This window comes from Sphingopyxis sp. (genome assembly GCF_035944815.1).
In the GTDB taxonomy this organism is placed as follows: Bacteria; Pseudomonadota; Alphaproteobacteria; order Sphingomonadales; family Sphingomonadaceae; genus Sphingopyxis.
In genome coordinates, this window is the sequence record NZ_DASZAU010000002.1 from 614,443 (window position 1) to 634,637 (window position 20,195).

The following is a 20,195-nucleotide window of genomic DNA, read 5'->3' on the forward strand; positions in this document are numbered from 1 at the left end:
TATTTGGGGATAGCTGCCGATCACGCCCCCACCCCGGCTTGCCCCCGACTCGCTAGATGGTTAAGGCCGGTCTCTATGACCGCCGCCACCGCCCCCGTTCGCATCGCCCCGTCGATCCTCAGCGCCGATTTCGCACGCCTGGGCGAAGAGGTACGCGCGATCGAGACTGCGGGCGCCGACTGGGTCCATATCGACGTGATGGATGGCCATTATGTCCCCAATTTGACGATCGGCCCGGCGGTGGTGAAGGCGCTGCGCCCGCATTCGACCCTGCCCTTCGACGTCCATCTGATGATCTCGCCGGTCGACCATTTCCTCGATGCCTTCGCTGCGGCAGGCGCCGACATCATCACCGTCCATCCGGAGGCGGGGCCGCACATCCACCGCACCGTCCAGCACATCAAATCGCTCGGCAAACAGGCGGGTGTCTCGCTCAATCCGGCGACGCCGGCGAAGATGCTCGATTATCTGATCGACGACATCGACCTTGTCCTGATCATGAGCGTCAACCCGGGCTTTGGCGGCCAGAGCTTCATTTCGAGCCAGCTTCGCAAGATCGAGGCGGTCAGGAAGATGATCGACAAGTCGGGGCGCGACATCCGGCTCGAGGTCGATGGCGGCATCGACGCGGGGACCGCCCCGCTGGCGATCGCCGCGGGCGCCGACGTGCTGGTTGCGGGCACCGCGACCTTCAAGGGCGGGCCCGACGCTTATGCCGACAATATCCGGCGGCTGCGGGGCGCCTGATCGATGAAGGGGAGACCGTTGACCGCCGCCCCCGCCGATCCGCCGCCCGCTTCCGGCGACGACGCCGCCCTGCTCGACGATACGATCGAACCCGGCAAAAGGCTGATCCGCCTTCCCGCCGACAAGGGGCTGTCGCTGGGCGACCGCGTCGCCAATGCGATCACGCGGCTGACCTGGCGCACGCCGCTCCACGCCTTTCGCCTGAAGGGGCGTTTCCCGCTCAAGCTGCTCGGCGTGCCCGCCGACCCGGTGCCCGGCGACACCCGCGCAGGCACCGCGATCCGCGCCGGCCATTTCCTGCACCGCGGATTGAAACTGCCGCTCGGCGAGCTCGATTTCGCGGCGCTCGACGTCGCGCCGACCTTTGCCGACTATCTCCACAGCTTCGCATGGCTGCGCGACCTGGCCGCGACCGGATCGCGCGCCGACGGCGCACCGATTGCCGAGGCCGTCGTCCGCCACTGGCTCGGCACGCACGGCGAAACGGTAAGCGAACCGGCGTGGAAGGCCGACAATACCGCGTGGCGCATCCTGTTCTGGGCCGCGCACGCGCCGCTGATCCTGTCGTCGAGCGACCTGATCTACCGTTCGGCGGTACTCAACCATCTCGCCCGCGCCGCGCGTCACCTCGACCGCGTCGCCGACAAGACGCGGCCTGGTACTGGCCAGATGGTCGCGTGGGTCGGCATCGTCGCCGCCTCGCTGCTGATGCCCGGCGGGGAGCCGCGGCAGGTGTTCGGCGAGGCCGGCTTGCGAAAGGTGCTCGAGACCAGCTTCTATGCCGACGGCGGCAACATCTCGCGTTCGCCGCAGGCGCAGCTCGACGCAATCATGGCGCTGTCGATGCTCGCGCGCATCTATGACATGCGCCGCATGGAGGTGCCGCCCTTCGTCCAGGAGGTGCTGGCGCGTGCGGTGCCCGCGCTGCTCGGCCTGCTCCACAGCGACGGCGGCATGGGCAGCTGGCAGGGCAGCGGCGCAACCTCCGCCGCCTATGTCCAGTCGATCATCGACGCCAGCGGCGTGCGTACCCGGCCGCTGAAACAGGCGCGCGACTGGGGCTATCAGCGGCTGGTCGCGAACAAGGTCGTACTGCTCGCCGATGCCGCGCCGCCACCGATCGCCCGCGTGACCGAGGCGGGCTGCGCCTCGACCCTCGCCTTCGAACTCAGCGACGGCGACGAGCGTATCGTCGTCAATTGCGGCGGTGCCGCGCTGACCGGCGCGACGATCCCCGCCGACCTGGCCCGCGGCCTCCGCACCACCGCTGCGCATTCGACGCTGACGCTTGCCGACAGCAATTCGACCGCGATCCTCGCCAATGGCTCGCTCGGCAAGGGCGTGACCGAGGTCGAGCTCGACCGGCGCGAAACGCCGCAGGGCAGCCGGCTGGAGATGAGCCACGACGGCTATGCACGCCGCCACGGGCTGATCCATCGCCGGCTCCTGATCCTGTCACCGAACGGGCGCGAGCTGCGCGGCGAGGACATGCTGCTCCCCGCCCCGCGCACGCGGCGCAAGGGCGACAAGGGCTTCACGATGCGCTTTCACCTTGGCCGCAACATCTCGGCAAGCCTGACCGCCGACAAGCTCGGTGCGCTGCTGCGCATCAACGGCGGTCCGCTGTGGCAGTTCCGCACGTCCGAGGGCGAACTGGCGGTCGAGGAAAGCCTGTGGGTCGACGGCGAAGGCCGGCCCTATCCGTGCGAACAGCTGGTCGTCACCGGCATGGCGCCGGCGGGCGGCGCGAGCATCGGCTGGATCTTCAAACATATCGGATAGGGAGCGGCGGGACTAATCCGCTCCCCATCCGACATCCGGTCAGAAGGCGTAGCGCGCCATGATCTGGAACACCGGCCCCGCCTTTTCGCTTTCGAGCTCATATTCGTCGAAGTCGCGGTCGAGCTGGTCGGCCGCATCGTCGAACTTGTTGAACGCCTCGCGCTTCGCGCCGTTCAGCAGGTTCGAACCGACCGCGCGGATCGTGAAGTTGCTGCCGAAGCGCTTTTCGACGAAGATTTCGAGGTCGGCGCCATAGGTGGTGCGGATTTCCTCGCCGATCACGCGGTCGAATGCCGCGCCCTGCTTGCGGTGCGTCGCGCCGAACGCAACGCCCCATTTCGGCAGGTCCTGGATGAAGCCGACGTTGTAAACATATTCGGACTGGCCGTTGAAACGGCGCTTGCCCGCAAAATCGGTGATCTCGCTGTCGAGCCACGAGATATTGCCGAACACGCCGGTGTTGGGCAGGCCGAGGAAGCCGAGGTCGGTCGAAAGGTCGAATTCGACGCCATAGACTTTGCCGTCGCCGACATTCTGCGGGACGTAGACGATGGTGCCCGGGCCTTCCGACCCCTCTTCGTCGGTGCCGGTGACCTCGATCAGATTCGTCACGTCGCGGTAAAAGACGTTGATACCGACGACCCCGGTGCGGCCGATGCGGCGTTCATAGCCGAGATCGGCACCCCATGAGGTTTCGGGATCGAGCTGCGGATTGCCGCGCAGGTCATTGTCGCCGATTTCTTCGCGGAGCGTCGCCGGCGTGACATAGTTGAATTCGGGCCGGCGATTGGTACGCGCGACCGACGCGGTGATACGGTCGCGGGCAGTCAGGTCGAACTTGATCGACGCCGACGGCAGGAATTTTTCATATTTCTTGTTCTGCGCGAGGACATCGTCGGGGTCGCTGAAATCGACGGTGTCGAGCTTCGTGGTTTCGTAGCGAACACCCGCTTCCCACGTCAGGCCACCCGATTTGCCCTGGACCAGCGCAAAGCCGTCTAGGCGGCGTTCCTTGATCCGGTTGAGGATTGGATCCTGCTCCTCAAGATCGGCAAAAGGCAGCGCGAAATCATCCGGATTGTCGATGAACTGGTCGTAACCGGGCTGATCAACTTCGGCCTCGCCCTCGAAGGTCAGCGTCGACATCTTGCGCGTCTTCTTCTGGTAATAGCCGCCGACGACGAGCTGGATATCGTTGCCGAGTTCGATTTCATGATCGAGCTTGGCGGTGAATTCCTTGTCGGTGGTGTCGGTCGCAAAGAAGGCCTGTTCGAATTCGGGCACCTCGCCATCGTCATAGTCGACGTCGAAACCGATCTCGTTCTCGGTCTCGCGCTGCTTGTCGTCGAAGCGCGCAAATCCGACCTTCAGCGTCGTTTTGCCGAGCGACCAGCGGTGCGAGAGACGGGCGTCGATGCTGTAGTTTTCCTGGTCGATATTGTTGATGTTGCTGTTGTCGCTCAGCAGGTTGCCGTCGGGCAGCGGGCCGGTGACCGCGGTCGGATCGTCATATTCGAAGCTGCGCTCGGTTTCGGTACGGTCGGTGCGGACATAGAAGCCCGAGATGCGGAAATCGGTCGTTTCGCCGTCGATTTCGTAATTGAGGTTCGCCGAATAATCCTTGCCGTCGCGCGTATCGCGCTGATCCTCGCGATTGTCGAAGTCGTCGGTCGCATAATCGGGATTATTCTCGGGCGAATCGCCGTAGCGCAGCGAATATTTCTTCTTTGGGTTGTGGCGCCCCTGGAAGTTGAGGCCGATCAGCAGGCGGCCGGGGCCGACCGCGCCGCCATAGACGGCGCCAATGCTCGGCTCGAGTTCCTTGTCGTCATAATAGAGGCCGCCGGCGCGGATATAGCCGCCGTCGAGTTCATAACCGTCGCGCAGTTCAATGTTGATCGTGCCCGCGACCGCGTCGCCGGTGCGCCGCGCCGACGAGGAGCGGACAATCTCGACGCGGTCGATCAATTCGGCGGGGATGCGGTCGAGGAAAAAGCTGCGGTCGGCGTTGGTGCCGGGAACGCGCTCGCCGTTGATCAGTATCTGCGTATAGCCGGGGGGCAGGCCGCGAAGGCGCGCGCCATCGCTTTCGATCACGTCGGACAGGAAGGTCACCGACGGCACGCGCTTCAGCGCATCGCCCGCGGTGAGCGGCTCGAAGCGCTGGAAGAATTCGCTGTCGTAGGAGAGGACGGGCTCGGCCTCTTCGGTGCGGTTGCGATAGCCGACGCTGCCGAGGACGACGATTTCCTGCGAGGTCGTGATCGGGCCGTCGCCGCGATCCTCTTCGGCGGCGGGGATCGGCGCATCCTGCGCGATGGCGGGGGAGGAGAGCAGCGCGGTCGCGAGAGCGATCGCGGCGACGGACTGAAGGCTGAAAGTTCGAATCATCTTGTCGTTACCCCCTGTTATGGTTGCCGCGCCTCTAGGGGGGGTGTGTGACAGTTTGCATCGCGCTCTATGACGCATCGATGACAGTTAAGTGACGGAAATATTGTGGGATTGACGCCGCGTCATATTGCTGGAACGGGGCCGGCGCACCGCGGTTTTCCGGCAAGGATCGGCGGCGCAAAGCGGGCATTCCGGCCAAAGGGGGTAGTGCAGACGCCATGATTCGGAAAAGACTGGGCTTTTATTTCGGCCTGCCACTATTTGCCGCCGCGACGCTCTCGGCCGCCGTTGCCGCCGAGCCGCAGACACCGGCTTTTCCCGTCGTCACCACGACCGAGGATGGCGCTCCCATCCCCCGTTCTGCGGGTCTTCCTTACGCGCCCAAAAATCTTCCCGACCGCATCGTCCTCACGCCCGGCGCCAACCCGGCGCGCGAGATGGCGGTCGCCTTTCGCACCGATACCGCGCAGGCCGAGTCCCAGGCCCAAATCGCGGTGTCGGTCGACGGGCCCACGCTCGAGGAAAAGGCAAAGCTCGTTTCCGGTACATCGATGCCCATCGACAGCAGCTATGGCCCGGCGCTCTACCATCAGGTGCGCTTCATCGGCCTGACCCCGGACACCGTCTATGCCTATCGCGTCAGGGGCGCCGCGGGCTGGAGCGAATGGTATCAGTTCCGCACTGCCGCGGCGGAGGCAAAGCCCTTCCGCTTCCTCTATCTCGGCGACATCCAGAACGGCATCCTGACTTATGCCAGCCGCGTGATCCGGCAGGCCTTCCTTGCCCATGGCGACATTCGCCTCGTCGCGCATGCGGGCGACCTCGTCGGCCAGCGCGACGACCTCGATCATGACGACGAATGGGGCGAGTGGAATCAGGCCGGCGGCTATAATTATGCCAGCGTCCCGCAGGTCCCCGCGACGGGCAATCATGAATATGTCGACGTGCTGAAAGCCGACGGCAGCGAAAGCCGCCGACTCGGCCCCTATTGGCCGGCACAATTCGCGCTGCCGTCGAACGGCCCCGACCCCGTGAAGGCGACGACCTACTACACCGACTATCAGGGCGTGCGCTTCATCGTCCTCGACGGAACCGCCGCGATCGACCTCGGCGCTATGAAGGCCCAGACCGACTGGCTCGACGCGGCGCTCGCCTCGTCGAAGGCGAACTGGAACGTCGTACTGTTCCACCAGCCCGTCTTCACCTGCGCGCGGCCGAACGACACAAAGGAAATCAAGGCGGCGTGGAAGCCGGTGTTCGAGAAGCGCAAGGTCGACCTCGTGCTGCAGGGCCACGACCACTGCTACAGCCGCCTCACGGGCGAAGCGGGCCGCGAAGCCAATGCCAAGGCGCGTGCCGACGGCGGCATCCAGGGGCCGGTCTATCTGGTGTCGGTGACGGGGTCGAAGATGTACCGGCTCAACGACCGCGCCGGCAGCCAGCCCGACAAGATCGCCGAGGCGACCGAACTTTACCAGATCGTCGACGTCACGCCGAAGGCGCTCAAGTTCCGCACCTATACGGCGTCGGGGAAACTCTATGACGGCTTTAACCTCGAGCGCACGACAAGCGGCAATCGCCTGAGCGAGATCGAAGAGCCGACGATCGCCGCCCGCCGGTGCGCGGGTGACGTCGGTCCCGACGGCGGCCGCTGCGTCGCGTCGGGCAAATAATATCAGGGGGAAATGATGAACCGCACGTCCGGACTGCTCGCCGCCGCCGCGCTCGCCGCAACGCTCGCCGGCTGTGCCGCGCGCGAACCCGTCATCTTCGGCCTGCCGCCGGTTCAGGTCGCCGCCACCGGCGAGACCGCGCCCGTCGGCACCGGCCGCGCCGATGCCGCCGACGATCCGGCGGTCTGGGTCGACCCCGCCAACCCGAACCGCGCGCTGATCGTCGCGACCGACAAGAAGGCGGGGCTCCACATCTATGACCTGACCGGCAAGGATATCGCCTTCGCGCAGGCGGGCCTCGTCAACAATGTCGACGTCGCGGGCAACATCATCGTCGCGAGCGACCGCAACGACGGAGTGAACGCGCACCTCGCGATCTTCCGTCTCGACGCCGACAAGCCGGCGATCGTCGCGCTCGGCCGCGCCGCTGCGGGTACCGGCGAAGCCTATGGGCTTTGCCTCAAAAAGACCGCGCCCGGCGCGCCGATCACCGCGGCGCTGATCGTCAAGGACGGCACGGTGCGCGTCGGCACGCTGACCGTCGACGGCGCTCCGACCTTTGCGGCGCAGTGGGAATATAAGATCCCGACCCAGTCCGAGGGCTGCGTCTTCGACGGCGACACGCTCTATGTCGGCGAGGAAGACGCCGGCATCTGGCAGCTCGTACCGAACGGCAAGACCGCAACCGCGCGCCTCGTTGCGCCGGTCGACAACCAGCGCCTCGTCGCCGACGTCGAGGGCCTCGCGACGATCGACCACAAGGGCCAGCGTTACCTTCTCGCATCGTCGCAGGGCGACAATAGCTATGCGGTCTTCCGTCTGCCCGGCGTCGACTATGTCGGCCGCTTTGCCGTTGCCGCGGGCGCGTTCGGCGCAACGAGCGAGACCGACGGGATCGAGGCGGTCGCGGGCAATTTCGGCCCCGCCTTCCCCGACGGCCTCTTCCTTGCGCAGGACGGCGACAATGCGCCCAAGGCGCAGAATTTCAAACTGGTGCGCTGGGACCATATCGCGGCTTCACTCGGCCTCTAGACTGGAGCGAAGCGGTATCGTGCGCCCCTGCGAAGGCAGGGGTCCATCTCCAAATGGCGCAAGATAGAGCCAGCAGGGGATGGGTCACCGCCTTCGCGGGGACGACAGGGTGTTTTTGTGGCCCAACGCTTGCGATAGCGAGCGCACCCGCCTAGGGGGGCCGCGTCTTTCCTATCCTCAAAGGCCGCCCTTCCCATGACCGACCTGATTCCCGTCCGCCGTGCCCTGCTGTCCGTCAGCGACAAGGCGGGGCTCGCCGAGCTTGCCGCCGCGCTCGTCCGCCACGGCGTCGAGCTGGTGTCGACCGGCGGGACCGCGAAGGCGCTGCGCGAGGCGGGTCACACCGTTCTCGACGTGTCGGACCTCACCGGCTTTCCCGAGATGATGGACGGCCGCGTCAAGACGTTGCACCCGACGGTGCATGGCGGCATCCTCGCGGTGCGCGACGACGCCGCGCATGTCGCCTCGATGGACGAACATGGCATCGGCGCGATCGATCTGGTGGTGGTCAACCTTTACCCCTTCGCCGCGACCGTCGCGAAGGGCGCCGCGCGCGACGAGATCATCGAGAATATCGACATCGGCGGCCCCGCGATGGTGCGCTCGTCGGCGAAGAACCATGCCTTCGTCGGCATCGTCACCGAGCCCGAGGATTATTCCGCAGTCATCGAAGAGATGGACGCCAATGGCGGCGCGACGACGTTCGCGCTGCGCAAGCGGCTCGCCGCGACCGCCTTTGCGCACACCGCGACCTATGACGGGATGATCGCGAGCTGGTTCGCCTTTGTCGACCAGGGCAAGCTATTCCCCGACACGCTGCCGCTGACCGCGAAGCTCGCGAACGAACTGCGCTATGGCGAGAATCCGCATCAGCAGGCCGCGCTTTACCTGCCCGCCGGCCCCGCCGCGCGCGGCATCGCGCAGGCCGAACAGGTGCAGGGCAAGGAACTCAGCTACAATAATATCAACGACGCCGATGCGGCGCTCGAACTCGTCGCCGAATTCCGCGAAGCGGGCCCGACCTGCGTCATCGTCAAGCACGCCAACCCGTGCGGCGTCGCGACCGCCGCGACGATCGCCGAAGCCTATGACGCGGCGCTGAAGTGCGACGATGTCTCGGCGTTCGGCGGGATCATCGCGGTCAACCGGCCGCTCGACGGCGCAACGGCCGAATTGATCAGCGGCATCTTCACCGAAGTCGTCTGCGCGCCCGACGCCGACGCCGACGCGCGTGCGGTGTTCGCGAAGAAGAAGAATTTGCGCCTGCTGCTGACGGGCGAACTGCCCGATCCGGCGCGCGGCGGGCTGATGCTGAAGACGATCGCCGGCGGCTGGCTCGCGCAGAGCCGCGACAATGGCCGCATCGGCGTCGGCGATCTCAAGGTCGTGACCGAACGTGCGCCGACCGAGGAGGAACTCACCGACGCGCTGTTCGCCTGGACCGTCGCCAAGCATGTGAAGTCGAACGCGATCGTCTATGCCAAGGGCGGTTCGACCGCGGGCATCGGCGCGGGGCAGATGAACCGCCGCGACAGCGCGCGCATCGCCGCGGTCAAGGCACGCGAAGCCGCTGAATCGCATGGTTGGACCGAAGCCCGAACCGTCGGCAGCGCGGTCGCCAGCGACGCCTTCTTCCCCTTCGCCGACGGCCTGCTCGCCGCGGTCGAGGCGGGGGCGACCTGCGTGATCCAGCCCGGCGGTTCGATCCGCGACGACGAGGTGATCGCGGCCGCGAACGACGCCGGGCTCGCGATGGTGTTTACGGGGATGCGCCACTTCCGCCACTGATGGGCCTGTGCCCCTGCGAAGGCAGGGGCCCATCACCTATCCTTGCGCGGTTCAACCGGCGGCGACATATCATGATAGCGGGGGAGATGGGCCCCTGCCTTCGCAGGGGCACGCCGCTCTAATTCTATTCGAACGTTTACTCGTTCGCCGCCTGGTGCAGCCAGTCGGCGTGGCGCGGGGCCTTTTTGGTCTGGCTCCATTCGTCGAGCATCAGCGGCGCGACGCGCTTCAGTTCGGCATATTGTTCGTCGGTGCCGATGTCGCACGCGAGTTCGACGCGGTGGCCGTTGGGATCGAAAAAATAGATCGACTTGAAAATGCCGTGGTGCGTCGGCCCGAGCACGTCGATGCCGTTCGCGGTCAGATGCTCTTTCGCGGCGACAAGCTCGTCATAGCTGCCGACCTTGAACGCGAGATGCTGGACCCATTTGGGCGTATTCTCGTCGCGGCCCATGTCGGGCTGGTTGGGCAGCTCGAAGAAGGCGAGGATGTTGCCGTTCCCTGCGTCGAGGAACACGTGCATATAGGGGTCATACTCGCCCGTCGACGGCACATGATCCTCGGCAAAGGCGGTCGTGTAGGTCATGCCGAGCATGGCCTCGTACCAGTCGACCGTTTCCTTCGCATCCTTGCAGCGATAGGCGACATGATGGACGCCGCCCAATTTGATCGGGCTGGTCATTCGGCGGGTTCCTCGACGGTCAGCGCGCCGCGGCGGATCTGGTCCATTTCCATCGATTTGAACAGCGCGGTGAAATTGCCCTCGCCGAACCCTTCGTCCTTCTTGCGCTGGATGAATTCGAAGAAGACGGGGCCGATGACGGTCTGGCCGAAAATCTGGAGCAGCAGGCGCGGATCGCCTTCGGTGGTCGAGCCGTCGAGCAGGATGCCGCGCGACTGGAGTCCCTCGACCGACTCGCCATGGCCCGGAAGCCGCTCTTCGAGCATCTCGTAATAGGTCGCCGGCGGCGAGGGGGCGAAGGGATTGCCGAGCGCCTTCAATTTGTCCCACGCCGCGTAGAGATCGTCGCAGCTGAAGGCGATATGCTGGATGCCCTCGCCATTATACGCGCGCAGATATTCCTCGATCTGCCCCTTGCCGCCCGCTCCCTCTTCGTTGAGCGGGATGCGGATCTTGCCGTCGGGGGCGGTCATCGCCTTCGAGGTCAGGCCGGTATATTCGCCCTTGATGTCGAAATAGCGGATCTCGCGGAAACCCGCGATACGCTCGTAGAACGCCGCCCAATGCGCCATGCGGCCGCCATAGACATTGTGCGTCAGGTGATCGATGAGCTGCATCCCCGCGCCGACGGGGTGGCGATCGACACCCTCTTCATAGACGAAGTCGATATCGTAGATGCTGAGGTCGTCGCCATAGCGGTCGATCAGATAGATGATCGAGCCGCCGATGCCGCGGATCGCGGGGAGGCGCAGTTCCATCGGGCCGGGGTTGACCTCGACCGGCTCGGCGCCGCGTTCGACGGCTTCGCTATAAGCCTTGGCGGCGTCGCGGACGCGCCAGCCCATGCCGCACGCCGACGGGCCATGCTCGGCGGCGAAATAGGCGGCAGGCGATTTGGGTTCGTAATTGGCGATCAGGTTGATGCCGCCCTGCCGCCACAGCTGCACGTCCTTCGAGCGGTGGCGCGCGATCAGTGCGAAGCCCATCGCCTCGAACACGGGTTCGAGAATGCCCTTCTCCGGTGCCGAAAATTCGACGAACTCGAAGCCGTCGAGGCCCAGCGGATTTTCGAAGAGGTCGGCCATGATCGCAATCCCATCTAGTTTCAATTGAAACTATTATGATGGATCGTGGTTGCGGAGTCAATGCGGGGCTTAGACCTTGTAAGGGCGGATCGGCTCGATATGATCGAGCGATGCTGACGCACCTATCCACAGTGGAAGATACTTTTGACATTAGCGGTCGCGGACTGATCGTCGCGCCCGGCATTCCTTTGGATGGAAATTGGCGCATCAAAATTGGCGACGCCATCACGCTTGAAAGGCCCGATGGGTCCAAGGTAGAATCAATCGTGAGGGGCATGGAGAGTTTTCGTCCCGCCAATGCCACGTGCATTCCGTTGTTGCTGGGAAGCGGACTCGGAAAGGCGGACGTGCCTATTGGCACCAAGCTTTGGGTGACGGAGCGCAACAGCTAAATTGGCATAACTGACGTCTACGCCGCAGCGGTCTCGAACGCCTCCAGCGCTTCGCTCGCCGCTACCCAGCGCGCTTCGGCCGCTTCCTGCGCGGCGACGATCTTGCCGCGCCGCTGCGACAGCTCGCTCATCGTCAGGCCCTTATATTCGTTCGCGGCGCCCTGCGGGTCGAACATCGCGCGGTCGATCGCGGAGAGAATGACCTGATATTTGGCAAGGTCGGCCTCGGCATCCGAGACGTCTTTCTTGATCTTCGCCGCCGCCTCGCGCGCCGCGGCGGCGGCCTTGCGGTCTTCCTTGCGGTCGGCCTTCGACGCCTTTTCCTTCGCCGGGGCGCCCTTGCCGAGGATGAAGGCGACATAATCGTCCATGCTGCCGTCGAAATCGCGCGCGGTGCCGTCGTCGACGAGGACGAGGCGGTCGGCGGTGAGTTCGAGCATATGGCGGTCGTGGCTGACGATCAGCACCGCGCCGTCGAAGCCGTTGAGCGCCTGCACGAGCGCCTCGCGCGCGTCGACGTCGAGGTGGTTGGTCGGTTCGTCGAGGATGAGGAGATGCGGCGCGTCGCGCGTGATCAGCGCGAGCGCGAGTCGCGCGCGTTCGCCGCCCGACAGCTTGCCAACCTCGGTCGTCGCCTTGTTGCCGGTGAAGCCGAAGCGGCCGAGCTGCGCGCGCACCGCGCCCGGCGTCTTGCCGGCCATCACGCGCGTCATATGGCCGAGCGGGGTGTCGCTGCCGTCGAGTTCCTCGACCTGATATTGGGTGAAATAGCCGACGCGCATCTTGCCCGACGCCGCCATCGCGCCGTCCATCGGGGTCAGCTGCGCCGCGAGCAGGCGCGCGAGCGTCGTCTTGCCGTTGCCGTTGCGGCCGAGGAGCGCGATGCGGTCGTCGGGATCGATCCGCAGGTTGAGCCGCGTCAGGATCGGCGCGCCCGGCGTGTAGCCGACGCTCGCGAGGTCGAGCGTGATCAGCGGCGGTTTCAGCTCGTCGGGGCTCGGGAAGTCGAAGACGAGGCTCGGGTCCTCCGCGACGGCGGCGATCGGCTGCATCTTCGCGAGCTGCTTCGCGCGCGACTGCGCCTGTTTCGCGGTCGAGGCGCGCGCGCTGTTGCGCGCAACATAATCCTGCAGCTTCGCGCGCTGCGCATCCTGCGCGGCCTTGGCGGCGGCGAGCTGCGCGATCCGCTCGGCGCGCTGGCGCTCGAAGTCGTTATAGCCGCCGGGATAGAGCGTGACCTTGCCGCCTTCGAGGTGGAGGATATGGTCGACGACATTGTTGAGCAGGTCGCGTTCGTGACTGATCACGACGAGCTGGCCGGGATAGGCGCGCAAAAAGCTTTCGAGCCACATCGTCGCTTCGAGATCGAGGTGGTTCGAGGGTTCGTCGAGCAGCAGCAGATCGGGGTTCGAGAAGAGCAAAGCCGCGAGCGCGACGCGCATCTTCCACCCACCCGAGAAACTGTCGAGCGGCTGCCCCTGCATCTCTTCGTCGAAGCCCAATCCGATCAGGATGCGCGCGGCGCGTGCGGGCGCCGCATAGGCGTCGATCGCGATCAGCCGTTCGTGGATGTCGCCGAGCTTGTGCGCATCCTGCTCGACCTCCGACGCCGCGAGCAATTCGGCGCGTTCGGTGTCGGCCGCGAGCACGGTTTCGAACGGCGTCGCGGTGCCGCTCGGCGCTTCCTGCGCAATATAGCCGACGCGCGTCTTGCGCGGCATTTCGATGCCGCCCTCGTCGGCTTCGAGCTGGCCGATCATCACCTTCATCAAGGTCGATTTGCCCGCGCCGTTGCGCCCGATCAGGCCGGTGCGGCTTTTGCCCGGCAGGCTGGCACCCGCGCGGTCGAGGATAGTGCGCCCGCCGAGGCGGACAGTGAGGCCATTGATCGTCAACATGGCGGCGCGCCTAGCATGGCCCGCGTCGAAGCCCAAGCCCGACGCGGTTATCGTGCAGTGACGCCAGGGTCAGCCCCCTAGTGCCCGCCGCCCATCGAAATCTGTTTCGGCCGCGGCGCGAACCACACCGATATCGCGGCGATCACGAACACCACGCCCGAAGCGAGGAACAGGTGAAGCACCCCGAGCGTCGAGGCCTGCACCTCGACCAGCCGCTCGATCGCGGCGCGCGCCTGTTCGAGCGTGAAGCCGGCATTTTGCAGCGAGGTCATCGTCGCTTCGGGATTGTTGAGCGAGGAGACGAGTTCGGAGCGCGAGGTGCGACTGGCATCGTCCCACGCCGTCGTCGCGACCGCAGTACCGATCGCACCGCACAGCGTGCGCAGGAAGCTCATCAGTCCCGCAGCCGACGTCTGATGCTGCGCAGGCACCGAACTCAGCGCAAGCGCGGTCAGCCCGACGAAGAAGAAGGGCATGCCGATCCCCTGCAAGATATGCGGCAGCGCGAGCGTCCAGTAACCGACGTCGGCATTCCAGCTCGCGCGCAGGATCGACATGAACGCCATCCAGAGGATGCCGGCGCAGATGGTGATGCGCACGTCGACCTTGGTGATCAGCCCCGCTGCGACGGGGGACAACAGTACCGCGAACACGCCGAGCCAGGCGACGATGAAGCCCGTCTCGGTCGCGGTATAGCCCGCGACCTGCTGGAGCCAGAGCGGCGTGAGGACGACCTGCGCGAAGAAGGCACCAAAGCCCAGGGATATCGCCATCGTCGCGAAGCTGAAACCACGGAAACGGAAGATGCGCAGGTTCACCACGGGATTGGCGTCGGTCAATTCCCAGATCACGAAAGCGGCGAAGCTGATCGCGGCAACGATCGCGAGCCCGATGATCCACGTCGATCCGAACCAGTCATGCTCGCGCCCGGTGTCGAGCATGATCTGGAACGCGCCGACCGAGACGACGAGCAGAATCAGGCCGATGACATCGATGCGGGCCTTTGCCCGTTTGGTTTCGAATGGCGTGAGCAGCGTGAAGACGCCGAAGGCACAGATCGCGACGACGGGCAGGTTGATGAAGAATATCCACGGCCACGTCCAATTGTCGCTGATCGTCCCGCCGAGGATCGGCCCGAGGATCGGCGCAGTGGTGGTCGTCATCGCCCAGATCGCAAGACCGACCCCGGCCTTTTCCTTGGGAAAGATGCGCAGCAGCAAGATCTGCGACAGCGGCATGAGCGGCCCGCCCGCGAGCCCCTGCAGCACGCGAAAGAGCACCAGAGCATCGAGCGTGCGCGACACGCCGCAGAGGAAGGAGAAGATGCCGAAGCCGATGATCGAGATCATGAACCAGCGCACGGTTCCGAACCGCATCGCGAGCCAGCCGGTGAGCGGCACGCTGATCGCGTCGGCGACCGCATAGCTGGTGATCACCCATGTCCCCTGCGTCGGCGACACCGCGAGCCCGCCCGCAATATGCGGCACCGACACATTGGCGATCGTCGTGTCGAGCACGACGACGAAATTGGCGAGCGCGAGCGCGAAGGCCGCGACGAGCAGCCGCACGCCGGTGAGCGGTTGCGGCTCTTCGGGGATGGCGGATGCGGGGGCGGCGGCGCTGGCCATGATCGTCTCCGCGCCTCAGTTGCCGCGCGTGTCGATCGTGGCTTCCATCGAGAGCCCGACACGCAGCGGATGCGCCTTGAGCTCCTTCGGATCGAGCGCGATACGCACCGGCAGGCGCTGGACAACCTTCACCCAATTACCCGTCGCATTCTGCGCAGGGATCAGCGAGAAGGCCGCGCCGGTGCCGCCGGCGATGCCGATCACCTTGCCGCGATAGACGACGTCGCCGCCATAATAGTCCGAGGTCAGCTCGACCGGCTGGCCGATGCGGATATCGCCAAATTGGCTTTCCTTGAAATTGGCGTCGACATAGGCGATGCTGATGGGGACGATCACCATGATCGGCGCCCCCGCCGCAATACGCTGCCCCACCTGAACCTGCCGGTTGGTGACGATGCCGTCGACCGGCGCGCGCAGCACGGTGCGTGCAAGGTCGAGCCTCGCTTTTTCGAGCCGCGCCTCGGCCGCCGCGACGTCGGGCGCGGTGTTGACGGTCGTGCCGCGCACGATTGCTTCGGCGGCGCCGAGGTCGCCGCTCGCCGATCCGCGCGTCGCCTCGGCCGAGGCGATGCCCGCCGCGGCAAGGTCGCGCGCGGCCGTCGCCGAGGCGAGCGCGGCGCGCGCGGCGGTCAGTTCCTCGCCCGACACCGCGCCGGTTCCGGCAATGCTTTCGCGCCGCGACAGTTCGGCGCGGGCGCGCTCGACGGTGGCATTGGCGTCGCGAAGCCGCGCGCGCGCCTGCGACACGTCGGCGCCGCGCGCCGCGACGCGCGCGCGGGCCGCATCGGCGTTGGCGTCAGCCTGACCGTAACGCTGGCGCGCGAGGCGCAGCGCCGCTTCGGCATCGGCGACCGCGATCCGCTGGTCGGCGTCGTCGAGGATGACGAGGATGTCGCCCTTCTTCACCGCCTGCGTGCCGCTGACGCGCACCTCTTTCACCGGGCCGGAAACGAGCGCGGTAACCTGCGCCGAATCGGCCCCGACATAGGCGTTGTCGGTGTGGACGCGCCCCGCCTGCGTCAGGAAATACCAAAGGCCCCACAGGATCGCGACGGTCACGACCACGAGCGCGAGGATGCGGAGCAACTTCGCGCGCCTGGCGCCATTGGCTTCGGGCTGGGTTTCGGGAGCGTCGGGTGCGGCTGCAGCCGTGTCGTCGGCCATCATTCGTCTCCTGTTGAATTGCTGGCCCGATATCCGCCGCCCAGCGCGCGGATCAGGGCGATATCGAGTGTCAGCTGGCGCGCTTCGAGGTCGACGACGGCGCGACTGAGCGCAACCATGCTATCCTCTGCGGTCAGCTGGACGATCTGGTTCGAAAGGCCGGCGCGATAGCGCAGCGACGCGAGTTTCGATGCTTCGGCGGCCGCTGTGAGCGCCTCGCGGCGGCCGGCAAGCTGGCGTTCGGCCGCCGCGCGGCTGGCGACGATATCGGCGACGTCGCGCAGCGCGCCGATCAGCGTGCGGTCATAGGTCGCGACCGCGGCGTCATAGTCGGCGCGCGAACCGCGATAGCGGCCCTCAAGCCGTCCACCCTCGAAGATCGGAAGGCTGATCGCGGCGCCGCCATTGCCATATTCGGACCCTGATTTGAACAGATTGGAGAGTCCGAGCGACTGGAGGCCGACGAGCGCCGACAGGCTGATGTTGGGATAGAAATCGGCGCGCGCGACGTCGATACGCTTCGCTGCGGCCTCGGACCGCAGCCGGGCGGCCACGATATCGGGGCGGCGACCGATCAGGTCGATCCCGGCATTGCCCGGCAAGCCGAGCGACGGACGCCCCATCTGCGGGCGCGCGATCGTCAGTCCGCGGTCGGGGCCGGCCCCCAGCAGTGCGGCGATCCGGTTGCGCGTCGTCGCGATCGCTTCTTCGAGCGCGACGACGTCGGCGCGTGCCGATGCGGCGCGGCTTTCGGCCTGCCGCTGGCTGGCCTGATTCTCGATATCCGCGCGGGCGCGCTCGCCCGACAGATCGGCGCTTGCGGTGCGGACGCGCACCGCCTCGTTTGCGACATCGAGCGCATGATAATAGCCGGCAAGATCGGTATAAGCCGACGCGATTCCGGTCGTCAGCATCAACCGCGCCTGTGCTTCGTCGACGCGCGCGGCCTCGGCTTCCGACGTCGCCGCCGCGAGCGCCGCGCGATTGCGGCCCCAAAGGTCGAGATCGAAGCTGAAGGTCGCGGCAACATGGCCGGTATCCTGAATCCCGTCGGGCACGAACTGCGGCGGGATGCCCATATTCTTGCTTTGCTGGACGCCGCCGGCGCTGGCTTCGGCGCCGACGCGCGGCAGCAGCGCCGCGCCCGCCTGCTGCGCCATGGCATCAGCGGCGCGCACGCGCGCGGCCGCGATCGCGACATCGGGCGAGCCCTCGAGGCCCTCCGCGATCAAGGTGTCGAGTTGGCTGTCGCCGAAGCCCTGCCACCAGCCTTCGGCAGGCCACTCGCCTTGCGCGCCGCGAAGCGATGCCTGCGATGCGAGCGACTCGGCGGCGACGGGCGCGGGCTTCGACCCGAGATCGGGGACGCTCGCACAGCCCGCCAACAGGCTGAGAATAGAGGCGGAGAGAAAAATATTTCGGGGCATGGCTTCCAACGATACTAGCTGGTATCATGCGCCATTGAACCTTGGAGGATGCGTTGTCAATCGAAATGATACCAGCTGGTACGGCAGGCTTGGACGATGCCGCGGCGATGCGCCGCAAGGCGTTCGTCGATGCCGCGCGCGAGCTGTTCTTTGCGAATGGCTATGCCGGAACGACAATGTCCTCGATCGCGGGAAAGGTGGGCGGATCGAAGACGACGCTCTGGACTTATTTCCCGTCCAAGGAAGAATTATTCGAGGCGGTCGTCGACGATATCGTCGCGCAGTATGGCGATGCGCTGGCAATCGACTTGCCAGTCGACGAGCCGGTACCCGACGTCCTGCAGGCCTTTGGCAACATGCTCATCACCAAGCTGACGCAGGCGCCGCTCCTGTCGCTGTTCCGCCTTGTCGTCGGCGAGGCCGAGCGCTTTCCGCACCTAGCCGAGACATTTTACGAACGCGGCCCGCGCCGCGGCAAGGCGCGGGCGGCCGTGTGGGTCGGCGAAAAGATGGTGCGCGGCGAAATCCGTATGGGCGACCCGATGCGCGCGGTGCAGCAGTTCGCGGGCCTGTGCCAGTCGGGCCTCTATCAGTTCGCGATCCTGAACCTCCCTGAAAGCCGCGATCTCAGCCGCCTCCAGGACGAAGTCGATGCCGCGGTCGATACCTTCTACCGCGCCTGGAAACCCGAGGACGCGTCCTAGAGGGTCGCACCACCTGTCCGGAAACGGGACATGATCCTAAATTTCGGGTGTCATGAATATGTTATTATTGCGCGATGGAACCGATTCGCGACGCAATCTATTATGAGCAGCTTGCCCGCGTCGCGCGGATGAAAGCAAACGCGAGCGATGACCCGTTTCTTTCGCTGCGCCTCCGCGAAGCCGCGATCAGGCACGAAAGAACCGCGCGGCGGATGCGCCGCGAAGCGCTGGCTCCCGGGATGCGACCTTCCGGATAGCATCCTATTGGGCCCGCTGCTGGGGGGGATCCAGACGCAAAAAAGCCCGCCGTCCGATAGGACTGGCGGGCTTTTTGGTGGTTGCGGGAGTAGGATTTGAACCTACGACCTTCAGGTTATGAGCCTGACGAGCTACCGGGCTGCTCCATCCCGCGTCAACCAGCTGCGATCGCCGTTCGGGACCGCAAAAACAGCAAAAGGCCGGCATCGCTGCCGGCCTCTAACTTTGTGAATGGGTTTCTTTCGACCTTACGCCGGCCACAATGCCTGGCGACGTCCTACTCTTCCAACGCTTAAGCGGTAGTACCATCGGCGCTGTCAGGTTTCACGGCCGAGTTCGAGATGGGATCGGGTGGGTCACTGACGCCATGGTCACCAAGCAATGAAGCCGGCGTAGGGTCAAAAAGGGTATCAATCGATGTCCGTGCAATACTGTCTGATCAATCATCCACTATCATGGACAAACCGCTCAGGCTTGTCGTTGATGGCGGGACTCTTAAGTGCGAATAGAGCAATTAGTATCGGTTAGCTCCACGCGTTACCGCGCTTCTACATCCGATCTATCAACGTGGTGGTCTTCCACGGCTCTATGAAATCTTATCTTGAGGGAGGCTTCCCGCTTAGATGCTTTCAGCGGTTATCCCGTCCATACATAGCTACCCTGCTGCGCGGCTGGCGCCACGACAGGTACACCAGAGGTATGTTCAACCCGGTCCTCTCGTACTAGGGTCAACTCCTCTCAAATTTCGACGCCCACGGCAGATAGGGACCAAACTGTCTCACGACGTTCTGAACCCAGCTCACGTACCACTTTAATTGGCGAACAGCCAAACCCTTGGGACCTGCTCCAGCCCCAGGATGTGATGAGCCGACATCGAGGTGCCAAACGATTCCGTCGATATGAGCTCTTGGGAATCATCAGCCTGTTATCCCCGGCGTACCTTTTATCCGTTGAGCGATGGCCCTTCCACTCGGGACCACCGGATCACTATGACCGACTTTCGTCTCTGCTCGACTCGTCAGTCTCGCAGTCAGGCAGGCTTATGCCATTGCACTCTAACAGACGGTTTCCAACCGTCCTGAGCCTACCATCGCGCGCCTCCGTTACTCTTTAGGAGGCGACCGCCCCAGTCAAACTACCCGCCACAGAGGGTCCCTGATCCAGTTTCATGGATCGAGGTTAGACATCAGAAAACAACAGGGTGGTATTTCACCTATGGCTCCACACCGGCTGGCGCCAGTGCTTCAAAGCCTCCCACCTATGCTACACAGTTCTTTCCTAATGCCACTCTGAAGCTGCAGTAAAGGTGCACGGGGTCTTTCCGTCTAACCGCGGGTACTCCGCATCTTCACGGAGAATTCAATTTCGCTGAGCATCTCCTGGAGACAGTGGGGAAGTCGTTACGCCATTCGTGCAGGTCGGAACTTACCCGACAAGGAATTTCGCTACCTTAGGACCGTTATAGTTACGGCCGCCGTTTACCTGGGCTTCATTTCGGAGCTTGCACCCCTCCACTTAACCTTCAGGCACCGGGCAGGCGTCAG

At 65.1% G+C, this 20,195-nt stretch carries 14 protein-coding genes, 1 tRNA gene and 2 rRNA genes; 7 read left to right on the top strand and 10 right to left on the bottom strand.

Translation table 11 applies throughout. The annotated features are described in order from the left end of the window. Positions 1-75 precede the first annotated feature (75 nt). Together rpe and VGU00_RS04005 are read left to right on the top strand one after the other, a co-directional pair. Positions 76-747, top strand: a complete 672-nt coding sequence (rpe, locus tag VGU00_RS04000; protein ID WP_327465716.1) for a ribulose-phosphate 3-epimerase — start codon at positions 76-78, stop codon at positions 745-747. Positions 748-750: 3 nt separating this feature from the next. Beyond that, positions 751-2,529: a heparinase II/III family protein gene (locus tag VGU00_RS04005; protein ID WP_327465718.1), complete on the top strand. Its 1,779-nt coding sequence runs from the start codon at positions 751-753 to the stop codon at positions 2,527-2,529. Positions 2,530-2,568: 39 nt separating this feature from the next. Here the strand turns inward: VGU00_RS04005 and VGU00_RS04010 are convergent, their stop codons facing one another. Next, positions 2,569-4,920 (bottom strand): TonB-dependent receptor, encoded by a 2,352-nt coding sequence (locus VGU00_RS04010; protein WP_327465720.1) that lies wholly within the window; start codon positions 4,918-4,920, stop codon positions 2,569-2,571. A gap of 218 nt (positions 4,921-5,138) precedes the next feature. Between VGU00_RS04010 and VGU00_RS04015 the strand changes: the two genes are divergently transcribed. From VGU00_RS04015 to purH, 3 genes are all read left to right on the top strand, one after another. Next, the gene (locus VGU00_RS04015) at positions 5,139-6,593 is read left to right on the top strand and encodes a metallophosphoesterase family protein (protein ID WP_327465722.1); all 1,455 of its coding nucleotides are present in this window, start codon (positions 5,139-5,141) and stop codon (positions 6,591-6,593) included. Between the two features lie 15 nt (positions 6,594-6,608). Continuing rightward, entirely contained in the window at positions 6,609-7,625 is a 1,017-nt protein-coding gene (locus tag VGU00_RS04020) for a phytase (protein WP_414713494.1), read from the top strand. Positions 7,626-7,820: 195 nt separating this feature from the next. Then, positions 7,821-9,413 (top strand): bifunctional phosphoribosylaminoimidazolecarboxamide formyltransferase/IMP cyclohydrolase, encoded by a 1,593-nt coding sequence (gene purH / locus VGU00_RS04025; protein ID WP_327465726.1) that lies wholly within the window; start codon positions 7,821-7,823, stop codon positions 9,411-9,413. 136 nt (positions 9,414-9,549) lie between these two features. Here purH and VGU00_RS04030 read toward each other — a convergent pair whose 3' ends face one another. Together VGU00_RS04030 and hppD are read right to left on the bottom strand one after the other, a co-directional pair. Further along, a complete protein-coding gene (locus VGU00_RS04030; RefSeq protein ID WP_327465728.1) occupies positions 9,550-10,095 on the bottom strand; it encodes a VOC family protein in 546 nt (181 codons plus the stop codon). Next, positions 10,092-11,180 (bottom strand): 4-hydroxyphenylpyruvate dioxygenase, encoded by a 1,089-nt coding sequence (hppD, locus tag VGU00_RS04035; protein ID WP_327465730.1) that lies wholly within the window; start codon positions 11,178-11,180, stop codon positions 10,092-10,094. Before hppD ends, VGU00_RS04030 begins: the two co-directional genes overlap by 4 nt. 110 nt (positions 11,181-11,290) lie before the next feature. Here hppD and VGU00_RS04040 point away from each other — a divergent pair, with 110 nt between their 5' ends. Continuing rightward, positions 11,291-11,572: a hypothetical protein gene (locus tag VGU00_RS04040; protein WP_327465732.1), complete on the top strand. Its 282-nt coding sequence runs from the start codon at positions 11,291-11,293 to the stop codon at positions 11,570-11,572. A gap of 17 nt (positions 11,573-11,589) precedes the next feature. Here the strand turns inward: VGU00_RS04040 and VGU00_RS04045 are convergent, their stop codons facing one another. The 4 genes from VGU00_RS04045 to VGU00_RS04060 all read right to left on the bottom strand — a co-directional run bounded on the left by VGU00_RS04045 (position 11,590) and on the right by VGU00_RS04060 (position 17,689). Then, positions 11,590-13,470 (bottom strand): ABC-F family ATP-binding cassette domain-containing protein, encoded by a 1,881-nt coding sequence (locus VGU00_RS04045; RefSeq protein ID WP_327465733.1) that lies wholly within the window; start codon positions 13,468-13,470, stop codon positions 11,590-11,592. 77 nt (positions 13,471-13,547) lie between these two features. Continuing rightward, on the bottom strand, positions 13,548-15,098 hold the full coding sequence (locus tag VGU00_RS04050; protein ID WP_327465734.1) for a DHA2 family efflux MFS transporter permease subunit: 1,551 nt from the start codon (positions 15,096-15,098) through the stop codon (positions 13,548-13,550). Positions 15,099-15,113: 15 nt separating this feature from the next. Further along, the gene (locus VGU00_RS04055) at positions 15,114-16,262 is read right to left on the bottom strand and encodes an efflux RND transporter periplasmic adaptor subunit (RefSeq protein WP_414713495.1); all 1,149 of its coding nucleotides are present in this window, start codon (positions 16,260-16,262) and stop codon (positions 15,114-15,116) included. Then, positions 16,262-17,689, bottom strand: coding sequence for an efflux transporter outer membrane subunit (locus VGU00_RS04060; RefSeq protein ID WP_327465738.1), 1,428 nt, complete (start codon positions 17,687-17,689; stop codon positions 16,262-16,264). Before VGU00_RS04060 ends, VGU00_RS04055 begins: the two co-directional genes overlap by 1 nt. An 89-nt stretch (positions 17,690-17,778) precedes the next feature. On the opposite strand from VGU00_RS04060, the gene VGU00_RS04065 reads away from it, so the two are divergent. Then, a complete protein-coding gene (locus VGU00_RS04065) occupies positions 17,779-18,393 on the top strand; it encodes a TetR/AcrR family transcriptional regulator (RefSeq protein WP_327465740.1) in 615 nt (204 codons plus the stop codon). Between the two features lie 335 nt (positions 18,394-18,728). Here the strand turns inward: VGU00_RS04065 and VGU00_RS04070 are convergent. From VGU00_RS04070 to VGU00_RS04080, 3 genes are all read right to left on the bottom strand, one after another. Then, a tRNA-Met gene (locus tag VGU00_RS04070) sits at positions 18,729-18,805 on the bottom strand. 110 nt (positions 18,806-18,915) lie between these two features. Next, positions 18,916-19,030 (bottom strand): 5S ribosomal RNA (gene rrf, locus VGU00_RS04075). Between the two features lie 116 nt (positions 19,031-19,146). Continuing rightward, a 23S ribosomal RNA gene (locus VGU00_RS04080) occupies positions 19,147-20,195 on the bottom strand; the annotation flags it as partial.